Consider the following 18,464-nt stretch of genomic DNA (forward strand, 5'->3'; position numbering starts at 1 on the left):
GCGTCAGTACCAGCCGTACCGCTGCGCGATCTCCGGCAGCCGTTCCTCCACCAGCGCGTGCGCCGCCGCGCGCGGCGTGGTGCCGTCCGCCTCCGCCCGGTCGAGCATCCGGCCCACGAGCCCCCGCATCGCCCGCCGGACCTGCGCGAAGGCCGCTTCCGCGTCCGCCTCCACGTCGCCGAAGAGCGTCCACCACCACCAGGCGTTCGTGCCCGAATTGACGACGACGTCCGGCAGGACGACGATCCCGCGCGCCGCGAGCAGCCGCTCCGCCTCCGGGACCACCGGCATGTTGGCCGCCTCGACGACCAGCCGGGCCCGCACCCGCTCCTGGTTCCCCGTGTCCACGGCGTACGAGACGGCGGCCGGCACCAGCACCTCCGCGTCCGCCGCCAGCCACGCGTCCCCGGCCTCCTCGCGGTCCCCGGGCCGCAGCACGGCCCGGTCCACCGCCCCGTGCGCGTCACGCGCCGCGAGCAGCGCCTCCACGTCCAGGCCGGCCGGGTTCGCGATCGTGCCCTTCACGTCGGCCACGGCGACCACCCGCAGCCCCGCCCGGGCGAGGAAGCGCGCGGTGGCGCCGCCCATCGTCCCGAAGCCCTGCACCGAGACCCGCGCACCGGCGTACGGCCTTCCCGCCCGGTCGAGGGCCGCCAGGGCCGCCTCGGCCACGCCGCAGCCGCCGACCAGCTCGTCCAGGCCGATCCCGTCCACCTCCAGCGCGAACGCGTCGGCGAGCCGCGCGCGGGCCGCCGCCTCGTCGTCGAGCAGCGGGTACACCGCCTGGATCGAGGAGACGAGCCCCGCCTCCGCCGCCGCCCGGTCCACCAGGTCCTGGGTGAGGCCCAGGTCCTCGCCGGTGGTCCAGAAGCGCTCGATGTACGGACGCATCGCCCGCAGGTAGCGCACCAGCACCCCGTACGCCTCGGGGGAGCGCGGATCGCAGTCGATGCCGCCCTTGGCGCCGCCCAGCGGGACGTAGCGGGCCGACGGGTCGTAGTGCAGGGCCTCCTTCATGGTCATCCCGCGGGCCAGGCCCGCGACCTCCTCGACCGTGCACCCCTCGCGCATCCGCAGGCCTCCGCTGGCCACTCCGCGCACCAGCCGGTCCACGACCAGGTGGCCGCGGCGGCCCGTCACGTGGTCGGTCCATCCGACGCTCAACAGCGGGGCGGTGCTCATCGGCGTACTCCTCGGTACTCCCGGTCCTACTGAATGAGCGTTCAGTATCGCTGATCGTCCGGGCGCCGGACCCGGCGGGCCGCCCATAATGAAAAGATCCTCGACTTTCAGGAGGTCCTGTGACCGGCACTGGCCCCGACCACTCACTGCGGGCACGGTTGCGCGCGCTGCGCCCCGAGGCCTTCGGCGCCGACCCGACGGGCGAGCGCCTGGCGCGCATCCGCCGTTCCCCGAACTTCGCGGACGGCGTGTTCCGGAACCCGGAGGAGGCCCGGCACCGTCCGACCGGCTCGACGGTCGAGTTCGCGAAGATCTACTTCGAGAAGGAGGCGCGGGCGCGCCGAGCCCCCACCGGCACGATCCCCGTCCACCCGACCACCCTCGCCGACCTGGCCCGCCCGCCCGCCTCCGGGCTCCGGATCACCTGGATGGGGCACTCCAGCGTCCTCGCCGAGATCGACGGCCGCCGGGTCCTCTTCGACCCGGTCTGGGGCGACCGCTGCTCGCCCTTCGCCTTCGCCGGGCCCAAGCGCCTGCACCCCGTGCCCGTACCGCTGGCGGCGCTCGGTCCGGTCGACGTCGTGGTGATCTCCCACGACCACTACGACCACCTGGACCTGCCGACGATCAAGGCGCTGGCGGGCACCGACACCCTCTTCGCGGTGCCGCTGGGCGTCGGCGCCCACCTGGAGCGCTGGGGCGTGTCCGCCTCCCGGCTGCGCGAGCTGGACTGGAACGAGTCCACCGAGATCCGCGACCTGCGGCTGACCGCGACCCCCGCCCGCCACTTCTGCGGCCGCGGCCTGCGCAACCAGCAGCACACCCTGTGGGCATCCTGGGCCGTCGAGGGGCCCGGGCACCGGATCTACCACAGCGGCGACACCGGCTACTTCTCCGGCTTCAAGGACATCGGCGCCGCCCACGGCCCCTTCGACGTCACCATGATCCAGATCGGGGCGTACTCCGAGTACTGGCCCGACATCCACATGACCCCCGCCGAAGGCGTGCGCGCCCACCTCGACCTCCAGGGCGGCAGCCCGCACGGCGTCATGCTGCCCATCCACTGGGGCACCTTCAACCTCGCCCCGCACCCGTGGGCCGAGCCCGGAGAGGGCACCGTCACCGCCGGTGCCGAGGCCGGGCAGCCGCTCGCGCTGCCCCGGCCCGGCGAGCCCTTCGAGCCGGGCGCGGCGACGCTTCCCGACGCCCCCTGGTGGCGGACGGTCGCGCACGCCCCCGCGGGCGGCTGGGACGCCCCCGACGGAGTCGACCGGCACGGGGCGCGCCCCGGCGGGCCCGACGCGAACGCGAACGCGAACACGGGCGCGGTGAACGAGGGCGACGCGACCGAGGAGCGGCGCGCGGACAGCGGGCGGAGCGCGCAGGAGGCCGCTCCCACCCCCTAGTTTGCGCCCCCGCATCGGATTCCGGTCGCGGGCGAATTCCGTGCAGGGCGGAGGTGTATGTACACCTCCGCCCTCTTCCGTTCCCGCCTCCGGAACCCCTTCGTCGAGTTTCGGCCGACAGGTATCGGCCTGTCGTGCGACGGGTGCTAGCAGACCGGGGCTCCCGACGGGGTAAGTTTGCCAACTGCGCACCGCACATGAACGGTTGACCACTACAGTGGCTGCTTGGTGATCATCGGTAGGCTCATCACACCCACGTAGTCCACCTCCTCGTAGTGCACCCCCCGTAGTACGCCGATTCCTGGGCACGTACCAAGGACACTCATGTCTCAACTTCGCGCACCCGCCGCGCGGTCCGAACGCCGCGAGGGCGGGCGTCACGGCCGGTCGGGCGCCCGCAACGCCGGTCCGGCCGGCGCCGGCACCGCACAGTCCCCCGCGCAGCTTCCCACCGAGGCGCGCATACGCCCCCAACTCCTGCGTACCTCCGTGCTCCCGGCCGTCGCGGTCGCGCTCGGCGGCGCCGCCGCCGTGCTCTTCACCATCCGCTCCAGCGGAGCCGAGGTCACGCCGGGCCTCTGGGCCGCGCTCACCGGGGCCGCCGCGCTCACGGTCGCCTCGGTGACCGCCGCCGCGCTCGGCGCCGACCGGGCGGCCAAGGCGGTCATCGACCGGGCCAACGCGCTGCGCCGCACCAGTGCCCGCGGCCAGAGCGAACTGCGTACGGTCGTCGAACAGTTGCGCAGGGGCGAGACGCCGGAACCCCGGACCACGGCCCCGGCCGGCACCGGGTCGAGCGACGAGTTCGACCTGCTCGCGCACGAACTGACGCGCTCTCACGAAGCCGCCGTCAGCGCCGTCGTGCAGGCCTCCCGGCTCTCCAGCAGCGTCGGGAACGAACAGAAGGTCGAGGTCTTCGTCAACCTCGCCCGCCGGCTCCAGTCCCTCGTCCACCGCGAGATCCAGCTCCTCGACGAGCTGGAGAACGAGGTCGAGGACCCCGAGCTGCTCAAGGGCCTGTTCCACGTCGACCACCTCGCGACCCGCATCCGCCGGCACGCGGAGAACCTCGCCGTCCTCGGCGGCGCCATCTCCCGCCGCCAGTGGTCCAACCCGGTCACCATGACCGAGGTGCTGCGCTCCTCCATCGCCGAGGTCGAGCAGTACCCGCGGGTGAAGCTGGTCCCGCCGATCGACGGTACGCTGCGGGGCCATGCCGTGGCCGACGTCATCCACCTGCTCGCCGAACTCGTCGAGAACGCCACCCTGTTCTCCGCACCGCACACCACGGTGCTGCTGCGCGCGCAGTACGTCACGGCCGGCCTCGCCATCGAGGTCGAGGACCGCGGCCTGGGCATGCCCGTCACCGAGCAGAACAAGATGAACGCCCTGCTCGCCGACCCCGACCAGGTCAACGTCGCGCACCTGCTCCAGGACGGGCGCATCGGACTCTTCGTGGTCTCCGCCCTCGCCCGGCGCCACGGCATCGCCGTCCGGCTCCAGTCGAACATCTACGGCGGCGTCCAGGCCGTCCTCGTCCTGCCGCAGGGCCTCCTCGGCGCCGACCCCGAGGGCCTCGCCCGCACCGAGAACCGGAGCACGGCCGCGGCCCCGGCCGCCGCCCCGCACGTCCAGGCCGCACCCCCGGCGGCCCAGGCCGTCCCCGCGCCCGCACCGATCCCGGCGGTCGCCCCGGTCGCGGCCCCCGCCCCGGTCGCGGCCCCCGCCCCGGTCCGGGCCCCGGCCCCGGTGGCGCCGGCCGCCCCCGCGCCCGCGCCCACCCACGTAGCCGCCCCGGCGCCCGTACCGGTGCAGGCGCAGGCACAGGCGCAGGTGCGGAGGCAGGCACCGCAGGGCCCGGCGTACGGGCAGGCGCCGATCCCGCCCCTCCCGGTCTACGCCGAAGCGGCCCCCGCCGCCTCGGGCCTGCCCGGAGTCCCGCCCCAGCCCAGCCACGCCGAGCCCGCACGGCCCGGCGGAGCCTTCCCCGCCCCGACGCCCGAGGTCCCCCCGGCCCCGCGCGCCGGAGCATCGGGCAGGCCGGTCCTCCCCAAGCGGCGCGCCCAGGAGCACCTCGTCCCGCAGCTGCGCGACGAGCCCGCGGCCCGCAAGCCCGAGGAGCACGCCCTGCACGACCCGGGCCTGATGGCCGCCTTCCAGCGCGGCATCGGCCTCGCAGAATCCCAGCCCGCCCCCCGTGAACCGCTGCGTCCAGGCGACGAGCACAAGGAGTAGATGCACCATGGCGAGCAATGTGCCGAACGGCCATTCCTCGGATCTCGACTGGCTGCTGAGCGGTCTGGTCCAGCGGGTCCCGTACACCCGTAACGCCGTTCTGCTCTCCTCCGACGGCCTCGTGAAGTCCGTGCACGGCCTCGACCCCGACGCGGCCGACCACATGGCCGCGCTGGCCTCAGGGCTCTACTCGCTCGGACGCAGCGCCGGCGCGCGCTTCGGTGACGGCGGCGAGGTGCGCCAGGTCGTGGTCGAGCTGGACTCCACCCTGCTCTTCGTCTCCACCGCCGGGTCCGGAACCTGTCTCGCCGTCCTGGCGGGCCGCGAGGCCGACGCCGCCGTCCTCGGCTACGAGATGGCGATGCTCGTCAAGAGCGTCCGGCCGTATCTGGTCACCCCGGCCAGACAGGCCGCCGGCGCGGCGGGCAGTGCGGGACAGTGAGCATGGGGTCCCACCAGGAAGGACCCTGGCTCGACGACGCGGCCGGCCGGCTGATTCGTCCGTACACCGTCAGCGGTGGCCGGACCCAGCCGACCGCCGCGCTCGACCTGCTGTCGATGGTGATGGCGACCGGCAGCAGCCCGCAGCCGCACATGGGGCCCGAGCACAGCCTGGCTCTCGGGCTGTGCGGCGGGCCCACCTCGGTGGCGGAGATCGCGGCGCACTTACGGCTCCCGGCCGTCGTCACCAAGGTCCTGCTCTCCGACCTCGTGGACTGCGGGGCGATCACCGCCCGCGCGCCCCGCTTCCACGCCAATCCAACCGACCGTTCCTTGCTGGAGGCAGTGCTCGATGGCCTACGACAACGGCTCTGAGCGCCACGAGAGTTTCGCGGCCGACCCCTTTCCGACCGCGCTGAAGATCCTCGTGGCCGGCGGGTTCGGGGTGGGCAAGACCACCTTCGTGGGCGCGGTGAGCGAGATCGAACCGCTCAGCACCGAAGAGCTGCTGACCTCGGTCAGCGCGGCCACCGACAGCCTGGAGGGCGTGGAGTCCAAGACCACGACCACCGTCGCCATGGACTTCGGGCGGATCACCCTCGACGACCGCAACGTGCTCTACCTGTTCGGCACCCCCGGCCAGGAGCGCTTCTGGTTCATGTGGGACGAGCTGTCCGAGGGCGCGCTCGGGGCGGTGGTCCTCGCCGACACCCGCCGCCTGCAGGCCTGCTTCTCCGCCGTCGACTTCTTCGAGCGGCGCGGCATCGGATTCGTGGTGGCCGTCAACGAGTTCGACGGCGCCCACCGTTACGACCCCGACGAGGTGCGGTCGGCCCTCGACCTCAAGCCGACCGTGCCGGTCCTGCTCTGCGACGCCCGGATATCCAGCTCCGGCATCCGTACCCTGCTGACCCTCGTCCAGCACCTCCTCACCACCATCCCGGCCGCCGTGCCGAGCTACGGAGCCACGACATGACCTACGACCCGACCGGTCATATGCTGCTCACCCCCGTCGACAACGAGGCGCCCGCCCGGGTCCGCCGACTGCGCGAACTCGGCCTCGGCGAGCAGCCCGACCCGGCCTTCGACGAATTCGCGCGCCGGCTCGCGGACGTGACCGGCGCGCCCTTCTCGATGGTCAACTTCATCGACGAGAACCGGCAGTTCTTCGCCGGGCTGCACACCCCGGCCGGCACCCACTCGGGCTCCGACCTCGGCGCGGCAGCGGCGAGCAGCGGCGGTGTCGGCCGCTTCATGGCCCGCGACCACGGCTACTGCCCGCACGTGGTGGTGCGCCGCAAGGCCCTGGTCCTGGAGGACGTCTGCGACTACCCGCGGTTCGCGGGCAACCCGGTGGTGGACGAGATCGGCATCCGTTCGTACATGGGCGCCCCGCTGATCGACCGCACCGGGGTCGCGCTGGGCACCATCTGCGTGGTCGACACGGACGTACGTCCCTGGGGCCGGGCCGGCCTGGAGACGATCAAGGCGATGGCGGCCGAGCTGGTGGAGCAGATCCACCGCCGCGAGGAGGGCATGATCTGACGGCCCGTGCCGTCGCCTCGTACGGGTGCCCCGGTGTTCGGCTCCTTCGCCGGACCCCGGGGCACGGTTCTTCGGTGGACTCCTTCAGCAGCCCGCGGGTTCCATGCGGACCACGTCGGACAGGCGCTCCGACCAACTGCCCTTGTCCTGTCCGAGGGCGACCTCGGCGAGGCGGAGGAGCTGGATGTCGGAGGTGCCGGCGGGGGCGAAGATGTGGTGCGCGTCGCGGAGGTACCGCTCGATGGAGCGGTCGGTGAAGAGACCCGCCGCGGCGTGGATCTCCATGGCGTTGCGGCCGGAGTCGATGGCGGACTCGACGTTGACCAGTTTCGCGTTCATCAGCTCGGTGTCGCAGGACATGCCCTGGTCGAGCAGGTGTACGGCGTGGTAGGCGGCGAGCCGGGCCGTCATCAGGCGCGACTGCATCTGGCCCAACTTCAGCTTGACGGTGGGGAGTTCGGCGAGTGGGTTGCCGTAGCGGATCCGCTCGGTGGCGAATTTGGTCGTCTCCTCCAGAATGGCCTGATGGATACCGAGCGACACGGCCGTCAGGTTGGCCCTGCCGTAGAGGACGCTGGACGAGTACGCGACGGCGAGGCCGTCACCCTCGTCGCCGAGCCGGTTGGAGGCCGGAACGCGGCAGTTCTCGAAGACGAGCTCGCCGAAACTGAACCCGTGCAGGCCCATGGCCGGCTGCTGGGGACCGGTCCTGAACCCCGGGCGATCGGACTCGACCAGGAAGGCGGTGAGCCCCTTCGATCCCGGACCCGTCCTGACCACGACACCGTGGAGGTCGCCGACATGGCTGTTGCCGACGTACACCTTGCGGCCGTTGAGGATGTAGTCGTCGCCGTCGCGTTCCGCGGTCGCGGACATGCCGAGGACATGGCCCCCGGACTCCGGTTCGGTGACCGCGATGGTCGGCAGGCACTCGCCGGCCGCGATGGCCGGAAGCCAGGTCTTGCGCTGCTCGTCGCTCCCGAAGTGCACGATCTTGGCCGTGCCCAGCTGTGAGGCCTGGACCATGGCGCCCATCGCGCCGCTGACCCGGGACAGCTCCTCGATGATGATGGTTTTGGCCAGATGGCCTGCGCCCATCCCGCCGTACTCATGGCTGATAGTCGCGCCCAGCCAGCCCTGCTCGGCGATCAGCCGGGACAGCTCGTGGTGGACCGAGCGTGACGCCTCCATCTCGGGTATCCGTGGCCGAACCTCACTCTCCGCGAAGTGCCGCACCGTCTCTCGGAGTTGATGATGCAGTCGGCTGCTGAAGTAGCCGTCCATACGAGTCCCTCCCCTGCGAAACGCCTGCTCGCCTCGTGGTCCGAGCAGGTGGTGCATCGGCAGTGGTCCCGTCCCGAGCAGGCCGACCACTTCATGGTGTTGATCTTTCTCGGGCGGATCAATATCGCCACCAAGTTTGTCCGAAACCGGAATGGTTGACGATTGTTTCCGACTGTGTTGTGCGCGATGTTGGCCTGCTCAGTCCGGCCCGAAGGTCATTCCCCGAGGGCATCTTTCTGCCACATGCCAACGGCAAAGGTTTCGTGGGCATATGGCGGCGAGGCCCCTCGGATCGCATCATGCGCCACTTCTTCACCAAAGAGGCGGCATTCCGGAAGTACCCCGGAGGGGCGTGAAGCCAGGAACCGCAAGGCCTGTGAGCGCTTCGCGCCTCCCGGAAGGGCCCTGCGCGGCGCGGAAGGGGCGCACAGAGGCATTGGCGAGCGCAGCAGCGCGTCACTGAGCGTAGGGGGTGCGAGTGACGGAGCGTGCGCGGGCGCGTACGCCGTTCCGCGCCCCTCGGCCGCCGGGGGTCGTACGGTCGGAACATGGCCACTTCCGATGACGTGCGCAGGATCGCCCTCTCCCTGCCGGAGGCGGTGGAGAAGCCGGCGTGGGGCATGCCCACCTTCCGGGCGGGCCAGGGGGGCCGGATGTTCGCCTCGCTGGACGACACCGATCAGGTGAGGGGAGTGAAATGCCCGAAGGAGGACCGGGAGGAGCTGATCGCCGCCGAACCCGAGAAGTTCTTCCTGCGCGAGGGGCACGACGACGGGTACGCGTGGATCAGGGTCGGGCTCGGCGCCCTCGACGACGAGGAGGAGCTGCGGGCGATCCTCTCCGACTCCTGGCGCCAGGCCGCGACCCGCGCGCTGCTCGACCGGCACCCCGGGGTCGGCGGGATCACCTGAGGAACGCGCCGATCCGCGCCCGCAGGCCCGCCGGGTCGAGGCCCTGACCGGTCAGGTGCTCCTCGACCGTCCCGTACCGGCGCAGCTCGCGGCGCCCGATGCCGAGCCCCAGCACCCGGTGGGGCACCTCGGCCAGGGCGTCGTTCGCGGCCGCCGTCGAGGTCCCTTCGAGATACGGCTCCACCAGGACCACGTCCGGCCGGGCGGCGCCCGCCGCCCGCCGCAGCGCCTCCCCGTCGAAGGGACGCACGGTCGTCGCGTACAGCACGCTCACGTCGAGCCCCTCCGTCGCCGCCAGCACGTTGTCGAGCATCGGCCCGACCGCGACGACGACCCCCCGCGAGCCCTCGCGCAGCAGGCTGAAGCCGCTCCGGGCACGCGGCCGCGCGACGGCGTTCGCGTGCACCGACAGGCGCACGTACACCGACCCCTCGCCCGCCACGGCCTCCCGCACCAGGGCCTCGGCCTCGTCGGGGTGCCCCGGCACGTGCACGGTCCAGCCGTCCAGGGTGTCCATCAGCGCCACGTCGCCGGGCGCCATGTGCGTGAACCCGCCGGCCGGCCAGTCGTACGCACCGCCGGCGCTGACCAGCACGCCGTGCACGCCCTGATGCCCGAAGTCCAGCTTCAGCTGCTCGAAGGGCCGCTCGACGAGGAAGCTGGCGAAGGTGTGCATGAGGGGCCGCATCCCGGTGAGGGCGATCCCCCCGCCCGCCCCTATGAGCAGCTGCTCGCGGATCCCGACGTTCAGCACCCGGTCGGGGTGCCGCTCCAGCGCCTGCTGGAAGCCGTCCTTGCTGATCTCGGCGAGCACGACCGCGAGCCGGGGGTCCTCGTCGAGGAGGCGGGTGGTGGTGGCGATGAAACGATCACGCATGGTGTCCATGGGGACGGGTCTCCTCGGGATGCTCAGGGGATGGGGGGAACGGTCGGCCGCGGGTGCCGGGCTGGATGTCGGGCCGGGTGCCGGGTGCCGGGTGCGGGGAGAGAGGGGGAAGGCGGAAGGTGCAGGCCGCCGGCCGTCACGCGCCCTTCGCCTCGACGCGGGCGACGACGGCGCGCGGGCGTCCGGGGTGCGGGGCGGTGAAGGCCGCGTACAGGGCCTCGTGGTCCCGTCCGTCCACCGTCTCGGCGGACCACCCGGCGGCCTCGAACCGCGAGGCGATGCCCCCGGGCCAGCCGTAGGTGGCGGAACCGTTGTCGATCACCAGTGTGTGCAGCTGCTCGAGACCGGCCGGCCCCGCGTAGCCGATGGCCTCGTGGTTGCTGCCCTCGTCGAGCTCGGCGTCGCCGATCAGCACCCACACCCGCGGGTCGGTGAGTCCCTGCGCCCGCAGCCCCAGCACGCTCCCCACCGCGAGCGGCAGCCCGTGCCCGAGCGACCCGCTGCCGATCTCGGCGCCCGGCACGAGCGTCCGGTCCGGGTGGTGCCCGAGCGGAGACGCGTACTGCCCGAACCCGCCGAGCAGCTCCTCGCCGAAGAAGCCCTTGGCGGCCAGCACGGCGTAGTACGCCATGGGCCCGTGCCCCTTCGACAGCAGGAACCGGTCCCGCCCCTGATCGTCCACGGTCCCGGGCGAGACCCGCAGGACGCGGTCGTAGAGGACCCAGAGTGCGTCGAGGGTGGAGGTGGCGGCCGTGGAGTGCTTCTCGTCCCCGGTCATGAGGGCCATCAGGCGGTGCAGCTCGCCCACGGCTTCCTCCGGCGCGGACGGCGCGGACCGTGCGGACGGCGTGTACGTCGTGTTCGTCATGGTGTACACCGTGCTACCTCAAGCGCACTTGAGGTCAAGCGTCGAACTGGTTCGTGACCACCCGGGGAAGTGCGGTATGGTTCTCATGCGCGTTCGGCCGGGGAAACCCCAGGTCAGACGGGCACCGGGACGTGGCGCAGCTTGGTAGCGCACTTGACTGGGGGTCAAGGGGTCGCAGGTTCAAATCCTGTCGTCCCGACTGTGCGGAAACGCAGTCGGAGGTCGTTCTCTCGTTCACGAGAGGACGGCCTTTCGTGTTCTCCGGGGGGCGTGCCGATCGCGGCCGCCTGTCCCCGTGGTGTGGGCAGCCCGTCCCCGCCCGCGAACAGAAGTCCCCAGGGAGAAGTGAGGTATGTCAGTGATCTGCGTCGGCGGCATGATCGGCATCGGCAAGACGTGTGTGGCCGAGCTGCTGGCCAAGGAGCTGGGCAGCGAGGTCTTCTACGAGAGCGTGGACGACAACCCGATCCTGCCGCTCTTCTACACGGCGAGCGCCGAGGAGATCCAGGCGAAGCGCTACCCCTTCCTGCTCCAGCTCTACTTCCTGCAGACGCGGTTCGCCTCGATCAAGGAGGCGTACAAGCAGGGCGACAACGTCCTCGACCGCTCCATCTACGAGGACTGGTACTTCGCCAAGGTCAATCACGACCTGGGCCGCATCAGCTCGCTGGAGATGCAGGTGTACGAGGGGCTGCTGAACGAGATGATGCGCGAGATCGACGGCCTGCCGTACCGCAAGGCGCCCGACCTCATGGTCTACCTCAAGGCGGACTTCGAGACGGTGCTGCGGCGCATCGGGCTGCGCGGACGCGACTTCGAGCAGGACGAGGCCCTCGTCGAGTACTACCGGGTGCTGTGGTCCGGCTACGACGACTGGGTGCACAAGCACTACTCGGCCAGTGAGGTCCTCGTCATCGACATGAACCACACCGACGTGGTGAACAGCCCGGACGACGCGGCCCGCGTGGCGCGCGAGGTCAGGGAGGCCCTGGCCGCCGCCAAGAGCCGCGCCTGAGGCACCCCCCCGTGAGGCCGTTCTCCCGTCCCTGGGAGAGCGGCCCTTCGCGTTCCCCCGCACCGCCCAGCACGACCGGTGCGAGGCCGGCCGTCAGGAGGCGCTTCGGGGCGCCCGAGCCGTCGGCGGGGACCGCGTAGAGGTCGGCGCCGAAGTCGCCCGGGAGGGAGTACGCGACGGTGCGCGCGTCCAGCCAGACCGCCTGGTCGTCGACGCTGCGACGGTCGGCGAGCGGGGTCTCGCGGAACGTGGACAGGTCCAGGGCGTAGAGCCGCCAGGGCGCGTCGGCGGGTGCGCCGGCGACGCGCTTCTTGTAGACGACCCGGGTCTCGTCGGGGGAGAGCGACGGGCACTCGACGTTCTGGTGGAGGGTGGTGACGGTGCGCGCCCCGAGGTCGCCGCGCACGAGGTAGGTCTTCCCGCCCGTCGCCATCGTCGCGTAGAAGTGCCGGTCGTCGCGGGAGAAGGTGACGCCCCAGAAGTTGGTGTCGGCGGCGCGGTGCTCCGTGCCGTCCTTGATCACCGTGAACTCCTCCAGGGACGCCGTGAGCCGGTTCGTCCCGGTGTCCAGGACGGCGGTACGGGTGGAGAAGTCGGTGCCCGCGTACGAGTCGCCCCCGACGAACACCGTCCACGCCACGAACCGGCCGGACGGGGAGACCCGGGCCCGGGTGGGGATGCCGGGCAGCGCGTAGTGCGCCCGCTCCTTGAGGCCCGCGTCCAGGACCACCGCCCGGTAGGCGTCCTCCACCGTGCCGCGCTCGGCCTGGAGGCAGATCCCCGTTCCCGCGGCGGCGTGGAAGCGCAGGCACTTCACCCCGGACGCCGTGCGCGGACCGCCCGGCGCGTCGGCGGGCACGGTGGCCAGCTCGTCGCGGTGCGGACCCCAGGCCATGTTCCGGAAGACGATCCGTCGGGTCGCGTCGGGCGTCAGGGTGATCCGGCCGGACGCGACCGGCGGGCCGCCCGCCTGCGCACGGTCCTTCTCGGCGGCCCGGTCCGAGGCGTGCAGCAGCGAGGCCGCCGCGACGCCGCCGAGCACGGCCAGCGCCGTCAGCAGGACGAGCAGTTTGATGCGCAGGGTCATGCGGGCCTTTCCTTCGAGTCCGTCGCGCGGCTCGGCGCGGTGTCGCGGGAGGGCGCGGGGAGGAGGGCGAACGCCGCCGCCGCGCACACCGCGAGCGCGCCCGTCGCCGTGCCGAGGGCGGTGCGGTCGCCCCACGCGCTCCAGGCGGCGCCGAAGGCGATCGAGCAGCCGAAGCGGGCGAGCGCCTGGCCCGTCTGGACCAACGCGAGCCCTGAGGAGCGCAGTTCGGCGGGGACCACGCCGGCGGTCGCGGCCATCAGGACGCCGTCGGTCGACGCGTAGAAGCCGCCGTGCAGCGCGAGGACCAGGTAGGGGAGTGCCGTGCCCTGCCAGCCGCTGAGCAGCGCGACGTACGCCAGGAGCAGGGCGAGGTGGCCGCCGAGGAAGACGCGTCGGCTGCCGACGCGGTCGGCGAGCCGGCCCAGCGGTACGGCGAGCAGCAGGAAGGCGGCGGCGGTGCCCAGCGGCAGGAGGGCGAACCACTGGTCGGAGACGCCGAGGCGCCGTTGGAGCAGCAGGTAGACGAAGGAGTCGCTGACCGTGGCGAGGCCCAACAGAAGGGCGCAGAGGGCGAGTCGGCGGACCTCGTGGACCCGGAGCAGGGCGAGCGCCGCCTTCAGGGAGGCGCGCGGGGCGCCGGCCGGAGCGGTGGCGGGGGCGTCGGCGGGCGGGCGTCGGCGCGACGGCACGAAGAGGACCAGGACCAGGACGCCGACGGCGGCCACGCAGAAGCTGACGGTGAACACGGCGTCGTAGCCGTCCACGGCCTGGCGGAGGATCAGGAAGGCGACGAGCGGCCCGATCAGGGCGCCCGCGGTGTCCATCGCCCGGTGCACGCCGAACGCGCGGCCGCGGGACTCGGCGGGGGAGGCCAGCGAGATCAGGGCGTCGCGCGGGGCGGTCCGCAGGCCCTTTCCGGTGCGGTCGGCGGCCAGCACGGCCCCGATCAGCGGGAGTGAACCCGCCACCAGCAGAAGGGGTTTGCACAGCGCCGACAGGCCGTAGCCGAGGACGGCCACCGTCTTGTGGCGCCCGCCGCGGTCGGCGAGGTGTCCGCCGACCAGCCGGACGAGGGCGCTGAAGCCGTTGTAGACGCCGTCGAGCAGGCCGAAGCCGAGCGGTGAGAGGCCGAGCCCGGCGACGAGGTAGAGCGGGAGCACGGCCGTGACCATCTCCGAGGACACGTCCGTGACGAGGCTGACCGTGCCGAGGGCGAGGACCGTGGGGGCGACGGCGGCCCGCCGCCCGGAGCGGGTGCTCCGGGCGGCGGGCGCGGGTGTCGCGGGGGTGCTGCGACTGTCCGCTACGTACACGTCACGGAGTCCAGATGCCCGTGATCGGGGTCGCGTTGGCGGCCTGTCCGGCGTGCGAGGTGCCGTACATGTCCTCGATCGTGCGGAGCAGGTTGTAGTGGTTGTACGTCGTCGCCGAGGTCGATCCCGGGGTGACCTGCTGACCGTAGAACACGGTCGGGATCTTGTTGCCGGCGAGCCGGTTGTCCTCGTCGAAGGTGACCACGAGCAGGCTGTTGTGGGTCTTCGCCCAGGTCGCGTAGGCGCCGAGGTTGTTCTTCAGCCAGGTGTCACCGGTGCCGACCGAGCAGTCGTGCATGTCGCTGCACAGGTTCGGGACGACGAAGGAGACCTGCGGCAGCTTGGTGTAGTCGGTCGGGAACTGCGTGAACGTGTACGCCGACGAGGTCGGCACGTTGGAGAAGCCGAACCAGGGGTTGTGCTTGCGGGCGTACTTTCCGCTGCTGCACGTGGTCGAACCCTGGCTGGGCAGCGTCTCGTTGTAGCTGGCCCAGGTCTTGCCCGCGGCGATCAGCTCGGAGGCCAGGTTCGGCGCGGACGAGAAGCCGGGCGTGTAGCAGCTGTCGTCCGTGATGCCCTGGGTGGAACCCGAGAACATCGCGAAGTAGTTGGGCTGGCTCGGGTGCGTCTCCCCGTACGACTGGGTGAGGTTGGCGCCGCCGGTCTTCAGCGAGTTGATGTACGGGGCGCTGGAGCTGCCGATGACCTGGCTGTAGGCGTGGTTCTCGAAGACCACGACCACCACGTGGTCCGGGGTGGGCACGGTCGCCGCGGCCTGGGCCGAGGACGTCCCGCCGAAACCGGCCCACAGGCCGAGCGAGGCGGCCGCGAGGCCGAGGGCGGAAAGAAGGGCGGTGCGGCGTTGTCTGGGCGCGCCGGACACGGCTACCTCCGGTTGAGGGGGATGACTTGGGGGCGGTGCAACCGAAGGGTAGGAGTGTCCATGCCAACCCGGAAGGTGTCCCATGTGAAGACCCGGGAAACGTCTCGTGCCGCGCGCGTATGCGCGCGCGGAGACGCCGCGGAGACGCCGCGGATGTCCGCACGAGAGGGGAACGGTGGGCGTCGCGGCGGCCCGGGCGAGGGTGCCGCACGGACGGCGCGGTGCGCCTCTCGTACGCCTTCTTCCGCAACTCCGGTCCACAGCACGGCCATTCGAGTGGGGTGAAGCATGCGTGTGCGCTCCCTGGCCGGATCCGGCGCCTTTGCCTCCGTGCGCCTTGCGGTGTTCTCCGGACTATGCCGCGGGTTTGTGCGCGGCCCCTCTCGCGCGATGGCCGGAATGTCGTCGTTCACGCGAATAAACCCCGCACGCAACAAGATCACCGCTTCGAGGTAATGCCCCCGGTCCGACGAGGTGAGCCGGTCTCCCAGGCCGTTACTGTTCCCCGGGATCTGGGGCGATTCCCAGAGATTTCCACCACTGTTCCCCTCTTCCGGTGATCTGTACAGGAATGCGCAGATCGCCGCCTTCGTGAAGGAGAGCTCGCCCGATGACCGTTGACACCGGCGCGGAAGCCCAGCTGGAGCCATCCCGGCCGCAGTCCAGCCTGAGCACCGCGGCTGCCCGCAACCTCGCCACCACGACCAAGTCCGCCCCGCAGATGCAGGAGATCACCTCCCGCTGGCTGCTGCGGATGCTTCCCTGGGTCGAGACCAAGGGCGGCGCCTACCGGGTGAACCGCCGGCTGAGCTACACCGTCGGCGACGGGCGCATCGAGTTCGTCCAGGACGGCGCCACCGTCCGGGTGATCCCCCGGGAGCTCGGCGAACTCGCCCTGCTGCGGGACTTCGACGACGTGGACGTCCTGACCGCCCTGGCCGACCGCTGCGAGCAGCGTGAGTTCCGCACCGGCGAGGTGCTGGTCGAGCGGGGCGCGCCCGCCGACAAGATCCACCTGATCGCCCACGGCCGGATCAGCCAGACCTCCGCCGGCAAGTACGGCGACGAGATCTCCGTCGCGGTCCTCGCGGACGGCGAGCCCTTCGGCGAGAACGCCCTCCTGGACGCGGACGCCAAGTGGGACTACACCGCGACCGCGGAGACCTCCGGCACCCTGCTCACGCTCTCCCGGGCCGACTTCGCCTCCGTGCTCTCCTCGGCGCCGAGCCTCCAGGCCCACATCCAGGAGTTCAGCTCCCTCCCGCTCCAGCGGCAGAACAAGCACGGCGAAGCCGAGATCGCGATGTCGGCGGGCCACGTCGGCGAGTACGACCTGCCCGGCGCCTTCGTCGACTACGAGCTGAAGCCGCGCGAGTACGAGCTCTCCGTCGCCCAGACCGTGCTGAAGGTCCACACGAGGGTCGCCGACCTCTACAACGGGCCGATGAACCAGACCGAGGAACAGCTCAGGCTCACCATCGAGGCGCTGCGCGAGCGCCAGGAGTACGAGCTGATCAACAACCGCGAGTTCGGCCTGCTCCACAACGCCGACTTCAAGCAGCGCATCCAGACCCACTCCGGACCGCCCACCCCGGACGACATGGACGAGCTGCTCTGCCGCCGCCGCGGGACCCGGCTCTTCCTCGCCCACCCGCGCACGATCGCGGCGATCGGCCGCGAGTTCAACGCCCGCGGTCTCTACCCGGACCACGTCGACCTCGGCGGACAGGCGGTCCCGGCCTGGCGCGGGGTGCCGATCCTGCCCTGCAGCAAGATCCCGATCAGCAAGGACAACACCAGCTCGATCATCGCCATGCGTACCGGCGAGGACAACCAGGGCGTCATCGGCCTGCGCCAGACCGGCCTGCCGGAGGAGTACGAGCCGGGCCTGTCCGTGCGGTTCATGGGCATCAGCGATCAGGCGATCATCTCGTACCTGGTGACCACCTACTACTCGGCCGCCGTCCTGGTGCCCGACGCGCTGGGTGTGCTGGAGAACGTCCAGATCGCCCGCCGCCGCGACTGAGCGGCGCGAAGGAAGCGCGCGACCGCAGGGCGCGACCACAGGTTCCGTCCGACGTCCGCGACCCGGCCCGGACCTTCCCGGGCCGGGCGAGCATGTCCGGGAGCCGGGGACAGCCCACTCACCTCAGCAAGGAGCCACGGATGCCCGACCCCGGGCTTTCCCCCCTTCCCCCCGTCTCCCTCCCCGCCCCTCCTCCCACCTCTCCTCCCGCCCCTCCTCCCGCCTCTCCTCCCGCCCCTCCACCCGCTGGGCTCTCGCCCATCGACCGGATCCTGCGCGGGCCCAGCGGTCTCGGCACGAGCACACTGTCCCTGGCGCGTCGCCCGGAGCCGGCCGCGGTGCCGGAGCCGCCGGAGGCTCCCGCACCACCCGCACCGTCCGAGCCGTCGGCGCCGGTGGACGCGCTGCACATCCCCGGCCTCTACTACCACCCGGTGCCGGAGCCCGATCCGGTGCGGGTGGCGGAGGTCAGCCGCCGCATCAAGGACTGGGCCGTCGACGAGGTCGAACTGTTCCCCGACGACTGGGAGGGCGAGTTCGACGGCTTCTCCGTCGGGCGCTACATGGTCGCCTGCCACCCGGACGCGCCCACCGTCGAGCACCTGATGCTCGCCACGCGCCTGATGGTCGCCGAGAACGCCGTCGACGACATGTACTGCGAGAACCACGGCGGCTCGCCCGTCGGCCTCGGCGGGCGCCTGCTGCTCGCGCACACCGCCCTGGACCCGCTGCACATGCCGGCCGAGTACCAGACGGCGTGGGCCGAGTCGCTCGGCTCGGACGCCCCGCGGCGCGCGTACCGCTCCGCCATGGAGTACTTCGTCGGCCGGTCCACCCCCTCCCAGGCCGACCGGTTCCGGCACGACATGGCCCGGCTGCACCTGGGATACCTCGCGGAGGGGGCCTGGGCCGAGACGGACCACATGCCCGAGGTGTGGGAGTACCTGGCGATGCGCCAGTTCAACAACTTCCGTCCCTGCCCCACCATCACCGACACCGTCGGCGGCTACGAGCTGCCGGCCGACCTGCATGCCCAGCCCGCCATGCAGCGGGTGCTCGCGCTCGCCGGGAACGCCAGCACCATCGTCAACGACCTCTACTCCTACACCAAGGAGCTGGCGAGCCCCGGCAGGCATCTGAACCTGCCCGTGGTGATCGCCGAGCGCGAGGGCCTCTCCGAGAAGGACGCCTACCTGAAGGCCATCGAGGTCCACAACGACCTGATGCGCGCCTTCGAGGCCGAGAGCGCCCAGCTGGCCGCCGCCTGCCCCCTGCCGTCCGTGCTGCGCTTCCTGCGCGGGGTGGCCGTGTGGGTCGACGGCAACCACTACTGGCACCAGACCAACACCTATCGATACAGCCTTCCCGACTTCTGGTAATCG

18 protein-coding genes and 1 tRNA gene are annotated in these 18,464 nt (G+C 71.9%); 12 read left to right on the forward strand and 7 right to left on the reverse strand.

The window, feature by feature from the left end:
- Positions 1 to 3 precede the first annotated feature (3 nt).
- A complete protein-coding gene (locus OG309_RS31465; RefSeq protein ID WP_329426031.1) occupies positions 4 to 1,182 on the reverse strand; it encodes a glutamate dehydrogenase in 1,179 nt (392 codons plus the stop codon).
- A gap of 119 nt (positions 1,183 to 1,301) precedes the next feature.
- Between OG309_RS31465 and OG309_RS31470 the strand changes: the two genes are divergently transcribed.
- The 6 genes from OG309_RS31470 to OG309_RS31495 all read left to right on the forward strand — a co-directional run bounded on the left by OG309_RS31470 (position 1,302) and on the right by OG309_RS31495 (position 6,809).
- Positions 1,302 to 2,588: an MBL fold metallo-hydrolase gene (locus tag OG309_RS31470; protein WP_329426032.1), complete on the forward strand. Its 1,287-nt coding sequence runs from the start codon at positions 1,302 to 1,304 to the stop codon at positions 2,586 to 2,588.
- Between the two features lie 324 nt (positions 2,589 to 2,912).
- Complete coding sequence (locus OG309_RS31475; RefSeq protein ID WP_329426033.1) at positions 2,913 to 4,823, forward strand: sensor histidine kinase; 1,911 nt, start codon at positions 2,913 to 2,915, stop codon at positions 4,821 to 4,823.
- Positions 4,824 to 4,830: 7 nt separating this feature from the next.
- Positions 4,831 to 5,265, forward strand: coding sequence for a roadblock/LC7 domain-containing protein (locus tag OG309_RS31480; RefSeq protein WP_329426035.1), 435 nt, complete (start codon positions 4,831 to 4,833; stop codon positions 5,263 to 5,265).
- A gap of 2 nt (positions 5,266 to 5,267) precedes the next feature.
- On the forward strand, positions 5,268 to 5,639 hold the full coding sequence (locus OG309_RS31485; RefSeq protein WP_329426037.1) for a DUF742 domain-containing protein: 372 nt from the start codon (positions 5,268 to 5,270) through the stop codon (positions 5,637 to 5,639).
- Positions 5,617 to 6,240 carry a GTP-binding protein gene (locus OG309_RS31490; RefSeq protein WP_329426039.1) on the forward strand — a complete coding sequence of 208 codons (624 nt, stop codon included), beginning with the start codon at positions 5,617 to 5,619 and terminating at the stop codon, positions 6,238 to 6,240. The genes OG309_RS31485 and OG309_RS31490 overlap by 23 nt, the downstream gene beginning before the upstream one ends.
- Positions 6,237 to 6,809, forward strand: coding sequence for a GAF domain-containing protein (locus OG309_RS31495; RefSeq protein WP_329426041.1), 573 nt, complete (start codon positions 6,237 to 6,239; stop codon positions 6,807 to 6,809). The genes OG309_RS31490 and OG309_RS31495 overlap by 4 nt, the downstream gene beginning before the upstream one ends.
- Positions 6,810 to 6,893: 84 nt before the next feature.
- Here OG309_RS31495 and OG309_RS31500 read toward each other — a convergent pair whose 3' ends face one another.
- On the reverse strand, positions 6,894 to 8,093 hold the full coding sequence (locus OG309_RS31500) for an acyl-CoA dehydrogenase family protein (protein ID WP_329426043.1): 1,200 nt from the start codon (positions 8,091 to 8,093) through the stop codon (positions 6,894 to 6,896).
- Between OG309_RS31500 and OG309_RS31505 the strand changes: the two genes are divergently transcribed.
- Positions 8,037 to 8,252, forward strand: a complete 216-nt coding sequence (locus tag OG309_RS31505; protein ID WP_329428762.1) for a hypothetical protein — start codon at positions 8,037 to 8,039, stop codon at positions 8,250 to 8,252. The two genes, OG309_RS31500 and OG309_RS31505, sit on opposite strands and share 57 nt — an antisense overlap.
- 389 nt (positions 8,253 to 8,641) lie before the next feature.
- Positions 8,642 to 9,004 carry an MmcQ/YjbR family DNA-binding protein gene (locus tag OG309_RS31510; RefSeq protein WP_329426045.1) on the forward strand — a complete coding sequence of 121 codons (363 nt, stop codon included), beginning with the start codon at positions 8,642 to 8,644 and terminating at the stop codon, positions 9,002 to 9,004.
- On the opposite strand, the gene OG309_RS31515 is transcribed toward OG309_RS31510, so the two are convergent.
- Positions 8,997 to 9,890, reverse strand: coding sequence for a transketolase family protein (locus OG309_RS31515; RefSeq protein ID WP_329426047.1), 894 nt, complete (start codon positions 9,888 to 9,890; stop codon positions 8,997 to 8,999). The genes OG309_RS31510 and OG309_RS31515 overlap by 8 nt on opposite strands.
- Positions 9,891 to 10,026: 136 nt before the next feature.
- Positions 10,027 to 10,758 (reverse strand): transketolase, encoded by a 732-nt coding sequence (locus OG309_RS31520; protein ID WP_402544631.1) that lies wholly within the window; start codon positions 10,756 to 10,758, stop codon positions 10,027 to 10,029.
- Between the two features lie 125 nt (positions 10,759 to 10,883).
- Between OG309_RS31520 and OG309_RS31525 the strand changes: the two genes are divergently transcribed.
- Positions 10,884 to 10,957: transfer RNA gene (locus OG309_RS31525), tRNA-Pro, on the forward strand.
- A gap of 153 nt (positions 10,958 to 11,110) precedes the next feature.
- The gene (locus OG309_RS31530) at positions 11,111 to 11,773 is read left to right on the forward strand and encodes a deoxynucleoside kinase (protein ID WP_329426049.1); all 663 of its coding nucleotides are present in this window, start codon (positions 11,111 to 11,113) and stop codon (positions 11,771 to 11,773) included.
- On the opposite strand, the gene OG309_RS31535 is transcribed toward OG309_RS31530, so the two are convergent.
- Genes OG309_RS31535 through OG309_RS31545 form a run of 3 tightly spaced genes read right to left on the reverse strand, consistent with a single transcriptional unit; the run spans position 11,736 to position 15,056 of the window.
- Entirely contained in the window at positions 11,736 to 12,860 is a 1,125-nt protein-coding gene (locus tag OG309_RS31535; protein WP_329426051.1) for a TolB family protein, read from the reverse strand. The two genes, OG309_RS31530 and OG309_RS31535, sit on opposite strands and share 38 nt — an antisense overlap.
- Positions 12,857 to 14,173, reverse strand: a complete 1,317-nt coding sequence (locus OG309_RS31540) for an MFS transporter (RefSeq protein ID WP_329426053.1) — start codon at positions 14,171 to 14,173, stop codon at positions 12,857 to 12,859. The genes OG309_RS31535 and OG309_RS31540 overlap by 4 nt, the downstream gene beginning before the upstream one ends.
- 1 nt (position 14,174) lies before the next feature.
- Positions 14,175 to 15,056: an alkaline phosphatase family protein gene (locus OG309_RS31545; RefSeq protein ID WP_329426055.1), complete on the reverse strand. Its 882-nt coding sequence runs from the start codon at positions 15,054 to 15,056 to the stop codon at positions 14,175 to 14,177.
- A gap of 610 nt (positions 15,057 to 15,666) precedes the next feature.
- Between OG309_RS31545 and OG309_RS31550 the strand changes: the two genes are divergently transcribed.
- Entirely contained in the window at positions 15,667 to 17,082 is a 1,416-nt protein-coding gene (locus tag OG309_RS31550) for a family 2B encapsulin nanocompartment shell protein (RefSeq protein ID WP_329426057.1), read from the forward strand.
- A gap of 140 nt (positions 17,083 to 17,222) precedes the next feature.
- Positions 17,223 to 18,461 carry a family 2 encapsulin nanocompartment cargo protein terpene cyclase gene (locus OG309_RS31555; RefSeq protein ID WP_329426058.1) on the forward strand — a complete coding sequence of 413 codons (1,239 nt, stop codon included), beginning with the start codon at positions 17,223 to 17,225 and terminating at the stop codon, positions 18,459 to 18,461.
- The last annotated feature ends 3 nt before the right edge of the window (positions 18,462 to 18,464 follow it).

Origin of the sequence: Streptomyces sp. NBC_01268 (assembly GCF_036240795.1) — a bacterium.
In the GTDB taxonomy this organism is placed as follows: Bacteria; Actinomycetota; Actinomycetes; order Streptomycetales; family Streptomycetaceae; genus Streptomyces.